Below are 15,293 nucleotides of genomic sequence, written 5' to 3'. Positions count from 1 at the left end.
TAATTGATGACACGCCCTAGATAATTAAGCAGTCTAGCTAAATTATTTGTTAATTCTAGAGGAAGAGAAATGAAAGTTATATTAACGCTACTAGCCGCTTTATCCATTGGTGGCTGTGTTTCAGCCTCACAGCATGCTGAGCAAGTACAAAGTAATGGGAACATCTCAGTAGGAGCTGTTCAGAAACAGATCAAAGTTGGAATGAGTGGCGCGGATGTATTACAGGCGCTTGGTTCCCCAAACATGGTTTCTACAGACGATCAAAGAAGAGAAGTTTGGGTTTACGATAAAGTAGCAACAGATACTGTGCAGTCATCAAGTACGGGTTGGGTGTTTGCTGTGTTAGCTGGTGGCCAGACTAGTTCAGGTGCATCTTCTAGATCACAAAGAACACTGACAATCATAATAAAATTTGATGAGCAAAACTTGGTAAGAGACTTTGCTTACCATTCTTCAAAATTCTAAAGGCATACTGAATGAAAAATCTTAAATATATATTTATTGCTTGTACTTTAGGAATGACAGGTTGTGCAACAACTGCACCAGAAGATTTATTTCAAGTAGCAGAAACTTCACTACAAGATCGACAAATGCAGTCGAGGTTCTTTGAAACAGATAATGAACTAGAACTTCTTTCAGCTGGAGTAGCAGTGTTGCAAGACATGGGCTATTCAATTGATGAGACAGAAACGAAGTCAGGCGTTATTACTGCATCTAAAACCGTAGATGCTACTAATAATGCGCAGGTGGCAGGCGCTGTATTAGCAGCTGTGTTTCTTAGCGCAAATATGTCGATTGATAGCCAGCAACAGATAAAAGTTAGTTTCGTAACGTTGCCGTCTAAAAATAATAAGAATGGTTATTTGGCTAGAGCTACTTTCCAACGCATTGTGATAAATACACAAGGACAAGAAACTAAAGTCGAAACAATGAAAACTGAAGAGCTATACAGTGAGTTCTTTACCAAACTGTCCAAATCAGTATTTCTAGAGGCTCAACAAATATGAGTACATTAAAAATAGCTTTCTTTGCAGCTTGTCTAACTCTGATTACTAGTTGTGCTACAACGCATGACGCTAGGATTTTGGGAGCAGACAATCAAGTAGAGTCACGTAGTATGCAAACTAGATCTTTTGATACTAGTGATAGAACTATCGTTATCAGAAATGTCATATCAACACTACAAGACTTGAGTTTTGTAATTGATAAGGCTGACACTGATCTTGGTACGGTTTCAGCTACTAGGCTGTACAAAGGGAACAAGGTTAGAATGACGGTAACTGCACGACCTTCATCTACAAAAAAATCTACGATCGTTAGAGCAAACGCGCAGTACAACTTAAAACCAATCGAAAATCCTAAGATATATCAAGACTTTTTTTCATCTTTATCAAAGTCGCTTTTCTTATCAGCTAACGCTGTAGAGTAGAATTCTATTAAACAAGCAATTAAATAAGTAAAATTACTTTATATTTTTCTTCTTTGTTTGATATGTATAATCTTCTATATATTATGAGAAACTTTACAGGTATTAAAAAAGCTAAGAGTAATGCTCTTAGCTTTTTTTATGAGCGCGGGAAGGTTATATAATGGTCGTTAACAATCATTAAAATCAAAAAGTATACATTTATGAAAACTAAGCAGATAAATATAAGAAAACAAGGCCATATTAAAAAATGGCAAGACGATAAAGGTTTTGGTTTTATCGAAACTGCGGCGGGTGAGTCGGTGTTTTTTCATGTTAGCGCGTTTAAAGCCCAGCGTCGTCCTACTATTGGCGAGCAAGTGGTTTTTACAGTGGAGCAAGACAATCAGGGACGCCTGCAAGCAAAGGACGTGCAAGAACTCAGCTTTGTACAACAAAAAATGGCGCAAAAGAATCAGAAAATCCGTCAGCGAAACCACAAACGTAATGCCCAAGCAGAATTTGAAGCTGGGCAAAAGAAACGTTTGTTTCTTGGTATCGGATTTTATGGCGTTTTAATTTTATTGGCGGTCATGAATAAGCTAAGTTGGCTGATTGTTGCTTGGTATGCCGCACTAGGCGTCATCACCTATGGCATGTATGCCAAAGATAAAGCCGCTGCCCAAGGTGGTGACTGGCGAACGCCTGAATCAACGCTGCATCTGTTAAGTGCGCTGGGTGGTTGGGTCGGTGCAATGGTCGCACAGACTTATTTGCGACATAAATCACAAAAGCCGGAATTTCGTATCGTTTATTATTTGACCGTCATTATTAATCTAGCAGGGTTGTTATTTATGATGGTAGGCGGTGGGTTAACGGCATTAGAAGGATTATTATAAGCACGCTTTGTTTCTTTTTTTGTCCTGTTTTCAGTTTTCTTCTAAAACCCGCTTGTAAACCGCCGCATCAGTAGTTGAAAAACAGCAAAAAATAACTTCACGAATTGGAGACTCAGCCGTTTTTTCTAAACTATTTCGTAGATAATCTTGTACCGTATTAATAGCAATTTCTGCCGCTTTTTCGATTGGGTAACCATAAACGCCTGTGCTAATGGACGGAAAAGCAATGCTGCTTAAGTTATTTTGAACCACTAAATTTAGTGACTCTTTATAACAGCTAGAAAGCAGCTCTGGCTCATGACGATTGCCACCGTGCCAAACAGGGCCTACTGTATGAATGACGTACTGACAAGGTAGATTAAATGCTGGACTGATTTTAGCATTGCCCGTCTGGCAACCATTCAATGTACGACAATAGGCTAACAACTCGCGTCCAGCTGCCCGATGAATCGCGCCATCAACACCGCCGCCACCAAGCAAGCTTGAATTGGCCGCATTGACAATCGCATCAACATTTAAGGTAGTGATATCAGCTTGTAACACTGATAAAGTAATAGTGTGCTTATTATTTTCATTAGCAGCAGAAATTTGCTTTTGAGCAATAGGTTTTTTTTGTTGATTAGATGTTTGACTAGGAGACTTTTGATTATCAGACATAGCAGCACCCTTTTTATATTGAACTTAATATACTTTAGCGTTTTTAGCGAAGCTCGACTATATCGCTTACGTTATCAAGAAGCATCAGAATTCTAAATCTTAAAAAGGCACAAAAAAATAGGCTACCGATTTGGTAGCCTATTTGCAAAGTTCTCATATATGTATGATTTAAACGTTGCGTTTCTTTTCTAAAAATAGCATATCAATCACAATCAGCGCCACCCCAATACAAATACCAATATCAGCAATATTAAAGATGGGATAATGCCAAACGTCGGCGTAATGCACATGAATAAAGTCAATCACGTGACCATGTAACAAGCGGTCAATCAGGTTGCCAATTGCACCGCCTAATACTAAAGCGAGACCTAACGATAACAGCTTAGCTTTACGCGGCGCTTTAATTAAATAACCGATTAAAAACAGCGACATTACAAGTGCCAATCCCGCAAAAAACCATTTTTGCCAGCCAGCTTGATCTGCTAAGAAGCTAAACGCTGCGCCATAGTTATAAGCGAGCGTCCAATTCAAGAAAGGCTCAATCACAGGAACGGGCTCAAGGAAGTTCAGCTTCGTTTGCGCCAACCATTTTGTCCACTGATCGATAATGATGACAACCAACGATAGCAAATACCACAGGAAGGCGTGGCTGCCATTAGCCGCCATCTTTGGTGTCTTACTCAGACGGCCTTTAGGCGTGGTTGAGCTGCCCGTAGTCGCGTGCGCAGGTTTAGGCGAATGATCAATCTCGACCTGTGGCCGCTTATTTTCCGATGAGTCTGTCGGATTAGGCGTAGAATTAGGCATAGTGGCGTACCTCACCATCGCCGCTGACGTTGGTTACGCAGCGTGCGCATAATTCAGGGTGTGCCGCGTCTGTACCGATATCGTCACGGATATGCCAACAGCGAACGCATTTAGTGCCAGAGGCTGCGCTAACATCAACCAATAAATCTGCTGATTCATCCGCACTATTTTCAGTTTGCACTTTTAAATTGGCTTTATCGACAGGGGCGTCGCTCATTGTCTTCAATGTTGCGCTACTGGTAATCAATACAAAACGCAGCTCTTCACCAAGCTTAGCCAAGCTGTCATACATCGCGCCATCGGCATATAAGTCTACGGCAGCTGATAAGTTGGCATTGATAATTTTTTCACCGCGCGCCGTTTCGATATGTTTATTGACGCTATCTTTTGCCTGCATGATACGTTGCCAGTCGTCGCTACTGATAGCACTTAACTCAAACGCTGGGAATTCATACCATGCTTCGGTAAACACGTATCCGGCGTCATTACCATTTTTACCTTCTAGTACTTCCCATGCTTCTTGGGCGGTGAATGATAAAATCGGCGTAATCCAGCGAATCAACGCATGAGCGATATGGTAAATAGCCGTTTGCGCAGAGCGACGCGGCTGACCATCAGTCTGAGTCGTGTACTGACGGTCTTTGATAATATCTAAATAGAAGCTGCCTAAATCCTGCGAGCAAAATGCGGTGACATACTGGGTGACTTGGTGAAAGTCCATCGCATCATAAGCGCTGATGATTTGTGCTTGTACCGTTTGGGCACGTTCAATGATAAATTTATCAAGGCTGACCAGCTCATTAATATCAATGCTGTTGGTCGCTGGATCAAAGTCGTCGGTATTGGCCAGCAAGAAGCGCAAAGTATTACGGATTCGGCGATACATATCGATTGCGCCTTTGAACACCGTTTTACCCGCGCTCATCTCATAACGATAGTCGCTTGAGGCAATCCACAAACGCAGCATATCTGCGCCCGTTTTATTAATCTCGTCTTGCGGCGTGATGATATTGCCAAGTGATTTGCTCATCTTGCGACCGTTTTCATCAACGACAAAACCATGGGTCAATACTTGCTTAAACGGCGGGCGCTGGTACATCGCTTCAGATGTAAGTAATGAGGTCTGGAACCAACCGCGATGTTGATCCGAGCCTTCTAAATACATGTCAGCCGGATTGGTTAATTCATCGCGCTGTTCAAGAACGGTAAAATGCGTTGTTCCTGAATCGAACCAAACGTCTAAAGTGTCGGTCGCTTTATCATAATCTGCCGCTTCCGCCCCTAAAAAGTCTTCACAGCTGGCATCGAACCAAGCTTCAACGCCGCCTGCAGCGATTTTTTGCGCGGCCACTTCCATCAGCTCAAGCGTATTAGGATGCAGCTCGCCGGTTTCTTTATGAGTGAAAAAGGTAATCGGCACGCCCCACGTACGCTGGCGTGAGATACACCAATCTGGACGACCGGTCATCATCGCTTCAATGCGGTTTTGTCCCCACGCTGGCGTCCAATTGACCGATGGAATGTCGGCAAGCGCACGCTCACGTAAGCCCTCGACTTCCATACTGATAAACCACTGCGGCGTTGCGCGGAAAATAATCGGCGACTTATGACGCCAGCAATGCGGATAGCTGTGCTCAATTTTGGTATGGCTGATTAAATGGCCGTTATCATGCAGAGCGGCAATGATTTGCGGATTGGCCTTATAAATATGCTCACCCGCAAATACCGCGGCGCTGTCTAAATAAACGCCCGTACCACTGACTGGATTTTCAACAGGTAAGTTGTACTTTAGACCAACAATATAATCGTCAAGACCGTGACCGGGTGCCGTATGGACAAGGCCAGTACCGCTATCAGTGGTCACATGATCGCCTAAAATTAATGGCACTTGGCGGTTGCTAATCAATGGATGCTGGGCGCGCAGACCTTCAAGCTCGCGTCCTGATACGGTAGCTAGAATGCCATCGTTACTCAGTTTAAACTCGCTTAATGCGCTTTCAACCAAGTCAGTCGCTAATAAGAAATTACCTTTGGCAGTCGCCACCACACTATAGTCATGCTCAGGGTGAACCGAGATGGCTTGGTTAGCAGGCAAAGTCCAAGGCGTCGTGGTCCAGATAATAGCAGCGATATTGCCGTCGATGTTACTCAACGCTGCGACCTTATCGGTATCCAATATATCAAAGCTCACATAAATGGCGTCTGAAACTTTATCTTGATATTCAACTTCCGCTTCAGCTAGGGCAGAGCTACAATCCAAGCACCAGTTAACAGGCTTCATACCGCGGGTCACGTGACCATTGTCATAAATCTTGGCAAGCGCGCGAACGATGTTGGCTTCTTGGTGGAAGTTCATGGTGAGATAAGGGTTATCCCAATCACCAAACACGCCCAGACGTTTAAAGTCCGCTTTTTGCAATTCAACTTGTGTGCTCGCATATTCACGACATAGACCACGGAATTCAGTTGCAGAGACTTTTTGACCAACTTTACCGACTTTGGCTTCGACTTTTTGCTCGATAGGCAGACCATGACAGTCCCAACCCGGCACATAAGGCGCATCATAGCCTGACAAGGTTTTTGACTTCACGATAATGTCTTTGAGCACTTTATTGACCGCATGACCTAAGTGAATCTGACCATTGGCGTATGGAGGGCCATCGTGCAAAATGTATTTGGTCGCGCCCGCCCGCGCCGTACGAATTTTACCGTACACGTCGTCCGCTTCCCAAGCCGCTAGCCAGTCTGGCTCACGTTTGGCAAGGTTTGCACGCATGGCAAATGGCGTATCAGCAAGGTTTAGGGTGTCTTTATAATCGTGGCTTGGCGTATCGGTACTTTTATCAGTCATAGAAGGTGTCTTATAAGATGATGGTTAAAGGTTGCGTTTAAATTCAGGCGTAAGATTAAAGATATATGGGGTCAAATATTGGATAATCGATGCTAGTTTTTACTTGGAAAAATTTGCTTAAAAAACATGGGGCAAAATATATTGCTTATAACTTGAGTGTAAATCTTCATGTCCATCATAAATGCTAATGAGACGATTGCAACAAAAAATATTTTTAGCAGAATAATTAGAAAAGGGAATAGGATAACGGCAGCTATTATATGACAAAACGAGTAGGGTAAAAAGAGCTGACCGGTATCGTCTGACTACGGGCTAAAAAACTTCTGATAACCACAAGCGTAATTTAAGTGACCAAAGCGGCTGAATACCGGTCAAACCTTGCGTCATTTCACCATTTTTTAACACCACATAAGACGGCGTCACTTGCCCTTGCCAATCGGCGAATATCTCACCTCCTTGGTCATTGATAGTGGTAAAGCGGTAATTGTGCTCGGCAAGATAGCCATGCAATTCTTGATTAGAGCCGGATTTAATGGCAATCGTTACCACAGGATAATTATTTGTGGCGGCAAGTTTGTCTATCGTCGGCGACGTCACTCGACAAATCGGACACCAGGTTCCCCAAAAATATACCAGCGTTGGCTTAGCCTGACTTAGCGCTGCTAAGTCAACGCTTTGACCTTGATAGTCGGTTAATTGCAATTGCGGATTGGCTGGCATGACCGGTTGGCGCCACCAGTTAATCGCCATATAAATGATCGCAAATGCCAAGCCATATATAAGCAGGTTTTTAGCAACAGACAATAGCTTTTGCTTAGGCGTTTTTTTTGGCTTCGAAATTTTTTTATTGATATCGGTATGAATGTCAGTCGTCATAGTAGCTGCTTTTTTGCTCTCAAATTTTTAATAGATAAAAATAAACGGCTGAATGGTCAGCCGTATTATTATAATTTCTAGGTTGTTATTTTTAATGATTGTTTTTTAACATAAGCGCTTAAGGCTTTTGCGCGCGATCTTGCAGTGGATCTCCAATAAGCACGCTACCGGAATTTTCACGGCGCTCGGCGTCCGACAATTTACTTGCTGGAACTTTGGCTTTTCTCTTCCATTTTAAGCTAAATAAATCATCACGGCGGTCGATTAAGTTATGGACTGAGCCTTCGTGACGGACGTGAGTAAGTTTATCTAGGTTTAAGTCCGAGAAGAATACCATCTCCGTGTTAGGCGTTGTTTCCGCCATAATCGCATCGTGGGGGAAGGCAAAATCTGATGGCGAGAAAATAGACGACTGCGCATATTGAATGTCTAAGCTTTCAACTTGTGGTAAGTTGCCGACTGAGCCGCAAATCATCACGTAGCATTCGTTTTCAATCGCACGAGCCTGAGCGCAGTGGCGCACACGTAGATAGCCATTCTGGGTATCTGTCCAAAATGGCACGAACAAAATATCCATATCATCAAGCGCCATTAGACGGGCAAGCTCAGGAAACTCAACGTCATAGCAAACCAAGATACCGATACGACCAGCATCGGTATCAAAAACCTTAACCTCATCGCCGCCTTCAATGACCCAAGCGCTACGCTCGTGCGGCGTAATATGGATTTTACGTTGCTCTTCGACCGTGCCATCACGGCGGCACAGATAGCTGACGTTGTATAAAGTGTCTTCTTCGTCTAAGAAGGGCATAGAGCCGGTAATAACGTTGACGTTATAACTGACTGCTAGATGCGATATCTCATTTTTAAACCACTCGGTATAACCAGCCAAAAAGCGAATCGCGACGTTTTGATCGGTAGATTCACACAGTCCCATCAATGGCGCATTAAAAAACTCCGGCAAGCAAGCAAAGTCGGAATTGTAATCGGCCATGATATCGACAAAGAACTCAACTTGTTGCAACAGTTCTTCAGGTGACTCAACCTCACGCATTTGCCATTGTATACCGCCAATACGCACCTCAGATTTACGCGTGTTCGGCTTATAATCTTGCGGCTCATAATAAATATTCGCCCATTCAAGTAGCGTCGCAAAACCCTTAGATTGCGCATCATCTGGCAAATACGCGGTCAAAATCCGCTTAACAATAAAACCGTTTGATAACTGAAAAGACAGCGCAGAATCATGGATTTCACGCGATTCAACGGCTTCGATATATTCACCAGGCGTCAAATCTTGGTGATTATGATAATTGGGAATACGACCACCGGCCAAAATAGCGCGGAAGTTGAGCTGACGGCACAGCTCTTTACGCGCGTCATATAACCTACGACCCAATCGATAGCCACGATACTCAGGGTCAATTAAGGCGTCTAAGCCATAAATCGCATCACCTTCTGGGTTATCTCTGATGATTTCTTTATGACCAATTAAATCATCATAAGTATGCGGGTTAGAAAACTTGGCATAATCAACGCGCATAGAGAGCACGATGCCAATCAGCTCGTCATGGTCAAATAAAGCAATTTGCCCTTCAGGAAAGGCGTCAATCAAAGTATGAATGGTATTTTTTGACCATGCGCCGCCCAAATTGACATAAACGCGATCCATCAAAGCTTTAAGTTGCGGGTAATCTTTTTTCTTAATCTCAGCAATCGTGAGGTGAAAGTCGTCTAGTTTTTCTATCTTGCTCATAGAGTTCCTGTCTGTCGCTGTAATAAACGGTTGTTAATAAAGTTAATCAGAAAAATCTGGTTATAAAATATGAATCATAGAAAATGGCGAAAAGGTCATGATATGAATGCGATGAGGCAATCATTAAAGGTAGACGCTAACGCATCGTTTCTTGTGCATCAATCGCAAGAAAAGTATATCAATAGGCTCATATAATCGTTACAATCAATTATCTTTGTATTTACAATAAGTTATAACACTTGCCTCTGTTGTTATTCATTTTAATGAGGCGATTTAGCATATTTGCAAGTGACTACCTCGGCGCTGCATTCTGTCTTTATTTTATAAGGTTGTGCGGTTGTGCTAACCAATCCATTTTAAATGCTATTAAACGTCATTATGACTGATAGTGCGGTGCTTATGATAACAAGCCTAGTAACTAATAACAGTCAAAGCGGCGTAACTATTTGCTAGGTTTTTGTGAGCCACTATTTTTTGTAGATTAAGAGTTTGATAAGTACCAGCGTCATTTTTTCGGTTACTTTTAAAAGTGACCTTTTAGGATTTTTATTATGCTTCTAACTCATCCTAGTGCCTTTAGCAAATTAGATGAAATAGACGACACAGCATTGATACAGCTGGTTTATGTTAGCAGCCTGACAGTGCGCTCGCGTTTGAGCGCCACAATATTCGGTGAAGTAGAAGGTCACGCGCGCGATTATAATGAGCAGCACGGCATTACAGGGACATTGTGTTATGGAAATGGCCATTTTTTACAATGTATGGAAGGCGAAAAGGCCAAGGTAGCGGCACTGACACGGCGTATTTTTGCGGATAAGCGCCATAAAAACGTGCAAGTATTGCTCTTACAAACGATCAGTCATCGTAGCTTTGCTGATTGGCGGATGCGTTTGCTGTTTTTGGAGCGTTGGCTTTGGTCGCCAGCTACTAAAAAGCAAGCGGCTCAATTGTCGCCATATTTACCCTTTGCGCCGAACGGTTGGTCAGCCGAGCGTACCGAGAAATTTTTGCAAGTTATTAAAACCTTTGATACCCCGCCTCATATCAAAGCCGCTGGCATTACTTACAATGCGTTCGGTAATATGGTGCGCCATATCGCCGCTCCGCATCAAGCCTTTTTAGTTGTGCAAGGTTTTTTAAGTGTACTGTTAGTCGTCGGTTTGGTACTGTTGTATTTGTAAGTCATACTATTTTGTTCAAATAACCATAAAAAATGACGCCAGACTTAACGTTTAGCGTCTTTTTTTATGTCATCAAACTTATTGCAATAATAGTAAGTTAAACCAATTACAAATCAAAAATCTTACCACGGTTCATAATACTATTTGGATCAAAGACTTTTTTGACCGCTTTTAAATATTCAATCTCAGTTTCGCTGCGACTATAGTTTAGATACGGCTTTTTGGTCATTCCAACGCCATGCTCAGCGGATACCGAGCCACCATATTTTTGCACCGTCTCAAACACGTATTTATTGACAATTTGACATTCGCTAAAGAAATCATCTTTACTCATGTTTTCAGGCTTTAATATATTCAAATGCAAATTTCCATCGCCGATATGACCAAACCAGCAGACTTCAAAGTCAGGATAGTTACTGCTGACGATATGATCAATCTCAGCGATAAATTCAGGAACGTAGCTGATTAATACCGAAACATCGTTTTTATAAGGGGTGAATACTGAAATGGTTTCTGATATATATTCACGTAGCTTCCACAGCTCTTCCGCTTGCGCAATACTTTGACTCATCACCCCATCAACAATCCAGCCTTGCTCCATGCACTGCTCGAAGATTGCCATGGCTTTATCCATGATAGGCTCATAAGGTGCTTCAAACTCTAGCAGCGTATAAAACTTGGTTCGCGATTCAAACGGCTCTTGAACTTGGCCATGCGCCATTAACTTATCAATCGCCACATCATCAAAAAACTCAAAAGCAGTCAAATCAATTTTTGCTTGAAAGGCAGACAGCACATTCATCACATCGTTAAAACTGTCCATGCCTAAGACCATGACGTTTAAGTTTTGTGGCTGACGCTCAAGTTTGATTTGGGCATGGGTCACTAATCCTAGCGTACCTTCACTACCGATAAAGAGTTGACGCAAATCATAACCGGTGGCGTTTTTCACCATTCCCCGGTTGAGCTGCAAGATATCACCTTTACCAGTGACGACCGTTAATCCCATAATCCATTGACGGGTCATGCCATAGCGAATGACTTTAATACCGCCGGCATTGGTACCGATATTACCGCCGATTTGACTGGAGCCTGCTGAGGCAAAGTCAACAGGGTAGTAGAGGTCTTTTGATTCAGCAAACAATTGTAGCTGCTCAGTGACGACGCCGGCTTCAATCTCAACCATACGGTCGGCAGGGTAGAACTGCCCAATACGGTTCATCTTATCCATACTAACGACAATTTCCCCATTAGCAGCGACCGCGCCAGCAGACAGACCGGTACGACCACCACTTGGGGTGAGGACGACATTATGCTCATTGGCAAGGAGTACAATCGCTTGCACTTGCTCAGTGGTCTTTGGAAAGACAATCGCAGCGGCAGCTGGAGCGAAATGCTTGGTCCAGTCTTTGCCCCAATGCTCTAAACTTTCACTGTCGGTTTTGATTTGGCTGGCGTCAAACTGATGAGTATCAAGTAAACTGCTTAAAATGCTTTGAACAGCAGCAGAATAAGTTGTAGGGTCGTTTTGATTGGTAGTGTTGCTTTGGCTGGCTAAAGAGGTCATGGTCAAATCTCGGCAGAAACGTAAGCGCTATGCATAAAAGGGATTATTATATCGCTAAATGGATATAACGAAACGGTGACAACTGTGTTTATATAAATAATTAGGTTTAGATAAGTATAAGCGAGCAAGTAGAGCAATGATAGATAGATATGCCGTCACGCAACTATCTGTCTCACCTAAATCATTAAAAACAGTTTAATAAGGTTTGGTTATAAGTTTTATATACCATGATTCACTATAGCATAAAAAGTTTTCAGGCTTGGTAAGCAATAATTCATCTAATCTGCTAACATCGCTGCCGAATTTTGTGTAAGATATCCAGACTGTTTTCGTTTCATCCATCAGCCTTATCCCACTGATGATTTTTATAAGACAATTATAGGACAGTTCTCACATGGCGTTATCACTACAAAAAGACAAGATCCGGTTTTTATTGCTTGAAGGTCTACATGACAATGCGTTAAAAGTATTGGAAGGGGCTGGTTATCATAACATCGAGAATATTAGTCACGCCTTAGATCAAGATGAGCTGATCGAAAAGATTAAAGATGCTCACTTCATCGGTATCCGCTCGCGCACGCAGCTGACGCGTGAAGTCTTAGAGCACGCCCACAAGCTTATCGGTATTGGCTGCTTTTGTATCGGTACCAACCAAGTAGACTTAGACGCTGCTCGTGATTTAGGTATTCCTGTCTTTAACGCGCCATATTCGAACACCCGCTCGGTCGCTGAGCTAGTATTGGCTGAAGCCATTATGCTATACCGTGGTATCCCTGAAAAAAATGCAACCGTTCATCGTGGCGGCTGGGGCAAATCTGCGACTAATTCACACGAAGTTCGCGGCAAAACCATCGGTATCGTAGGATATGGCTCTATCGGCTCGCAATTGTCGGTATTGGCAGAAAGCTTCGGTATGAAAGTCATCTATCATGATGTTGTGACCAAATTGCCACTCGGTAACGCCGTGCAAGTAGGTAGCTTAGAAGAGTTATTATCAACCGCTGATATCGTCACCTTGCATGTTCCTGATGTTCCAAGTACTCGCTATATGATGAAAGCTGAGCAATTTGCTCATATGAAAGATGGCAGCTACTTTATTAATGCGGCGCGCGGTACCTGTGTTGAAATTAATGATTTGGCGGCAGTGCTTGAGTCAGGTAAAGTATTGGGCGCAGCGATTGACGTGTTCCCAAAAGAGCCAAAATCTGCTGACGAAGAGTTTGAGTCACCACTGCGTAAATTCGATAACGTTATCTTGACGCCGCATATCGGTGGTTCAACGCAAGAAGCGCAAGCCAATATCGGTCTTGAAGTTGCAGATAAGTTCGTTCGATACTCTGACCAAGGCGATACAGCAACAGCCGTCAATTTCCCAGAAGTTTCTCTGCCGTTTAAAGAAGGCTCGCATCGTCTGCTTCATATCCATAAAAACGTCCCAGGCGTATTGTCACAGATTAACCGTCTGTTTGCTGAAGCAAATATTAATATCTTAGCGCAAAGCCTAATGACTGAAGGTGACGTTGGTTATCTTGTCATGGATGTCGATTATAACGACTCAACAGCGGCGTTAGATCAGCTTAAAGATGTTGAAGAAACGATTCGTGTACGTATTTTATTTTAAATAGTCTTAATTTAAAACGAAGTACTCGCCTATCGATAGCAGATAACCAAACTGGTTGCCTGCTATTTTTTTGTTATTTGTTTTGATGGCGAACTGATTAGCACGACAGGCACATCCTATAAAAACCCACTATATAAATTAACATCTTCTTTACAATGATGTGTCTATAACAACTTATACTACACTAATAATCGTTCAGTAAATCAAATCAAACTCTATATAAGGGTTTTTATGAAAAGAACTATAATAAAAGCTGCTGCATTAGGCAGTGTATTGGCTCTGGGCGCGACCGCAAGTTATGCGGCAGGCGACCAAGACAAGTATCAATTATCCAGTCATATCTTGGACATTAGTACTGGCAAACCAGCGCCAAACGTCAATGTAAGACTGATGATGCAAGAAAAGACAGGTAGTTGGAAATTACTGAATACGCAAAAGACTGATGAGAGTGGTCGTATTGGTAACTTTTTACCAAACCAAGACGGCGTCGAGCATGACGGCACATATAAGCTTATATTTGAGACCACCCCTTATTTTCACAACCAAGGTTTAAAATCCTTTTATCCCTACGTTGAAGTGAATTTCAATATCGAAGGCGATAATCACTACCATGTTCCTATTACTTTATCACCTTATGGCTACAGTACTTACCGTGGAAGCTGATAGTATTCGATAAAACGCATTGTAAACGTCAAAAAAGAGGGGCTTAGTTAAGGCTCTCTTTTTTTATGTTGGGTAGCGTTATAAACAGCAAAAATTTAGATTATTTTGCTTTGCTTTGATCGATTTTGCAGCATTAACGGCCTTCGCCATCATAGTCATACAAAAGTCCTAATGATTGAGCAAGTTCAAGCTGGTTAATATTGAATGAGTAAAACCATTGAACCATTCAACATAAGACGACAACAATAAAATTCAAAAATAATAAAATCCAAAACGATAATGGCTTAACTCATGACCACCACATTCTATACTATTGGACATTCGACCCGTAGCCTTGAGGAGCTGATTGAGATGCTTCAAGCAGCCGATATCGAACTGCTCATTGATGTGCGCAGCTTTCCCCGTTCACGTACCAACCCTGATTTTAATATCGATACTTTTCCGCAAGCGCTCAGTCAAGTTGGCATCAGTTATCAGCACTGCGCCGACCTTGGTGGGCGACGTCCAAAGCAAAAGCAAGTCGATGAAGACATTAATAATCTATGGCGTGTGCAAGCTTTTCATAACTATGCGGATTATGCGTTAAGTGATACTTTTCAAGCAGCCCTCGACCAACTCATTCAACTCGGAAAAAAACAGCGTCTTACCCTTATGTGCTCTGAAGCAGTTTGGTGGCGTTGCCATCGACGTATCATTACCGATTATTTACTGCTGAGAGGCGATAGGGTAGAGCATATTATGGGCGTTGGTCGCTTAGATCCTGCCAAGCCAACACCAGGGGCTGAGCTAAATAGTCAAGGCCAAGTGGTTTATCCAGCAGTGTAGAGCGTGTCCTCAATTTAACCGATAGCAATCTAAATGGGCTAAAAATGGTTAAATTTTGCCAAACAGCGTCAAATAGCTAGGTAATATCTCGATATTATCTGCACTATTTTCCTTGCTTGACGGCAATTTACCTCATTTTTATCACCATTTTTAAAATGAGGACACGCCCTAATATAAATAAAAGG

Annotated in this window: 14 protein-coding genes; 8 read left to right on the top strand and 6 right to left on the bottom strand. The window is 42.5% G+C overall.

The annotated features are described in order from the left end of the window. Positions 1-69: 69 nt before the first annotated feature. The 4 genes from B4K26_RS06475 to B4K26_RS06460 all read left to right on the top strand — a co-directional run bounded on the left by B4K26_RS06475 (position 70) and on the right by B4K26_RS06460 (position 2,304). On the top strand, positions 70-465 hold the full coding sequence (locus B4K26_RS06475) for a hypothetical protein (RefSeq protein ID WP_296244266.1): 396 nt from the start codon (positions 70-72) through the stop codon (positions 463-465). Between the two features lie 11 nt (positions 466-476). Further along, the gene (locus tag B4K26_RS06470) at positions 477-1,007 is read left to right on the top strand and encodes a hypothetical protein (RefSeq protein ID WP_296244265.1); all 531 of its coding nucleotides are present in this window, start codon (positions 477-479) and stop codon (positions 1,005-1,007) included. Next, positions 1,004-1,429 (top strand): hypothetical protein, encoded by a 426-nt coding sequence (locus tag B4K26_RS06465; protein WP_201590518.1) that lies wholly within the window; start codon positions 1,004-1,006, stop codon positions 1,427-1,429. The genes B4K26_RS06470 and B4K26_RS06465 overlap by 4 nt, the downstream gene beginning before the upstream one ends. Before the next feature lie 200 nt (positions 1,430-1,629). Then, the gene (locus tag B4K26_RS06460; RefSeq protein ID WP_296244263.1) at positions 1,630-2,304 is read left to right on the top strand and encodes a DUF1294 domain-containing protein; all 675 of its coding nucleotides are present in this window, start codon (positions 1,630-1,632) and stop codon (positions 2,302-2,304) included. A gap of 30 nt (positions 2,305-2,334) precedes the next feature. Here B4K26_RS06460 and B4K26_RS06455 read toward each other — a convergent pair whose 3' ends face one another. The 5 genes from B4K26_RS06455 to B4K26_RS06435 form a co-directional block, all read right to left on the bottom strand. After that, entirely contained in the window at positions 2,335-2,961 is a 627-nt protein-coding gene (locus B4K26_RS06455) for an O-acetyl-ADP-ribose deacetylase (RefSeq protein WP_296244262.1), read from the bottom strand. A gap of 168 nt (positions 2,962-3,129) precedes the next feature. Beyond that, a complete protein-coding gene (gene lspA, locus B4K26_RS06450; protein WP_296244261.1) occupies positions 3,130-3,768 on the bottom strand; it encodes a signal peptidase II in 639 nt (212 codons plus the stop codon). Next, positions 3,761-6,619 carry an isoleucine--tRNA ligase gene (gene ileS, locus B4K26_RS06445; protein WP_296244259.1) on the bottom strand — a complete coding sequence of 953 codons (2,859 nt, stop codon included), beginning with the start codon at positions 6,617-6,619 and terminating at the stop codon, positions 3,761-3,763. Before ileS ends, lspA begins: the two co-directional genes overlap by 8 nt. A gap of 312 nt (positions 6,620-6,931) precedes the next feature. After that, complete coding sequence (locus B4K26_RS06440; RefSeq protein ID WP_296244258.1) at positions 6,932-7,495, bottom strand: protein disulfide oxidoreductase; 564 nt, start codon at positions 7,493-7,495, stop codon at positions 6,932-6,934. Between the two features lie 118 nt (positions 7,496-7,613). Next, positions 7,614-9,251, bottom strand: coding sequence for a carbon-nitrogen hydrolase family protein (locus tag B4K26_RS06435; RefSeq protein WP_296244257.1), 1,638 nt, complete (start codon positions 9,249-9,251; stop codon positions 7,614-7,616). Positions 9,252-9,802: 551 nt separating this feature from the next. Here B4K26_RS06435 and B4K26_RS06430 point away from each other — a divergent pair. Beyond that, the gene (locus B4K26_RS06430) at positions 9,803-10,432 is read left to right on the top strand and encodes a BLUF domain-containing protein (protein ID WP_296244255.1); all 630 of its coding nucleotides are present in this window, start codon (positions 9,803-9,805) and stop codon (positions 10,430-10,432) included. Between the two features lie 106 nt (positions 10,433-10,538). On the opposite strand, the gene B4K26_RS06425 is transcribed toward B4K26_RS06430, so the two are convergent. Beyond that, positions 10,539-11,999 carry an FAD-binding oxidoreductase gene (locus B4K26_RS06425; RefSeq protein ID WP_296244253.1) on the bottom strand — a complete coding sequence of 487 codons (1,461 nt, stop codon included), beginning with the start codon at positions 11,997-11,999 and terminating at the stop codon, positions 10,539-10,541. 394 nt (positions 12,000-12,393) lie between these two features. Here B4K26_RS06425 and serA point away from each other — a divergent pair, with 394 nt between their 5' ends. The 3 genes from serA to B4K26_RS06410 all read left to right on the top strand — a co-directional run bounded on the left by serA (position 12,394) and on the right by B4K26_RS06410 (position 15,108). Further along, entirely contained in the window at positions 12,394-13,620 is a 1,227-nt protein-coding gene (serA, locus tag B4K26_RS06420) for a phosphoglycerate dehydrogenase (RefSeq protein WP_296244252.1), read from the top strand. Positions 13,621-13,851: 231 nt separating this feature from the next. Further along, entirely contained in the window at positions 13,852-14,283 is a 432-nt protein-coding gene (gene uraH, locus B4K26_RS06415) for a hydroxyisourate hydrolase (protein ID WP_296244250.1), read from the top strand. A 291-nt stretch (positions 14,284-14,574) separates the two neighbouring features. Continuing rightward, positions 14,575-15,108, top strand: a complete 534-nt coding sequence (locus B4K26_RS06410; RefSeq protein WP_296244249.1) for a DUF488 family protein — start codon at positions 14,575-14,577, stop codon at positions 15,106-15,108. Positions 15,109-15,293: the final 185 nt, after the last annotated feature.

This window comes from Psychrobacter sp. UBA6766 (assembly GCF_002453355.1).
In the GTDB taxonomy this organism is placed as follows: domain Bacteria; phylum Pseudomonadota; class Gammaproteobacteria; order Pseudomonadales; family Moraxellaceae; genus Psychrobacter.
The sequence above is the reverse complement of the archived record's forward strand: the minus strand, read 5'-3'. Positions and strand labels throughout refer to the sequence as shown.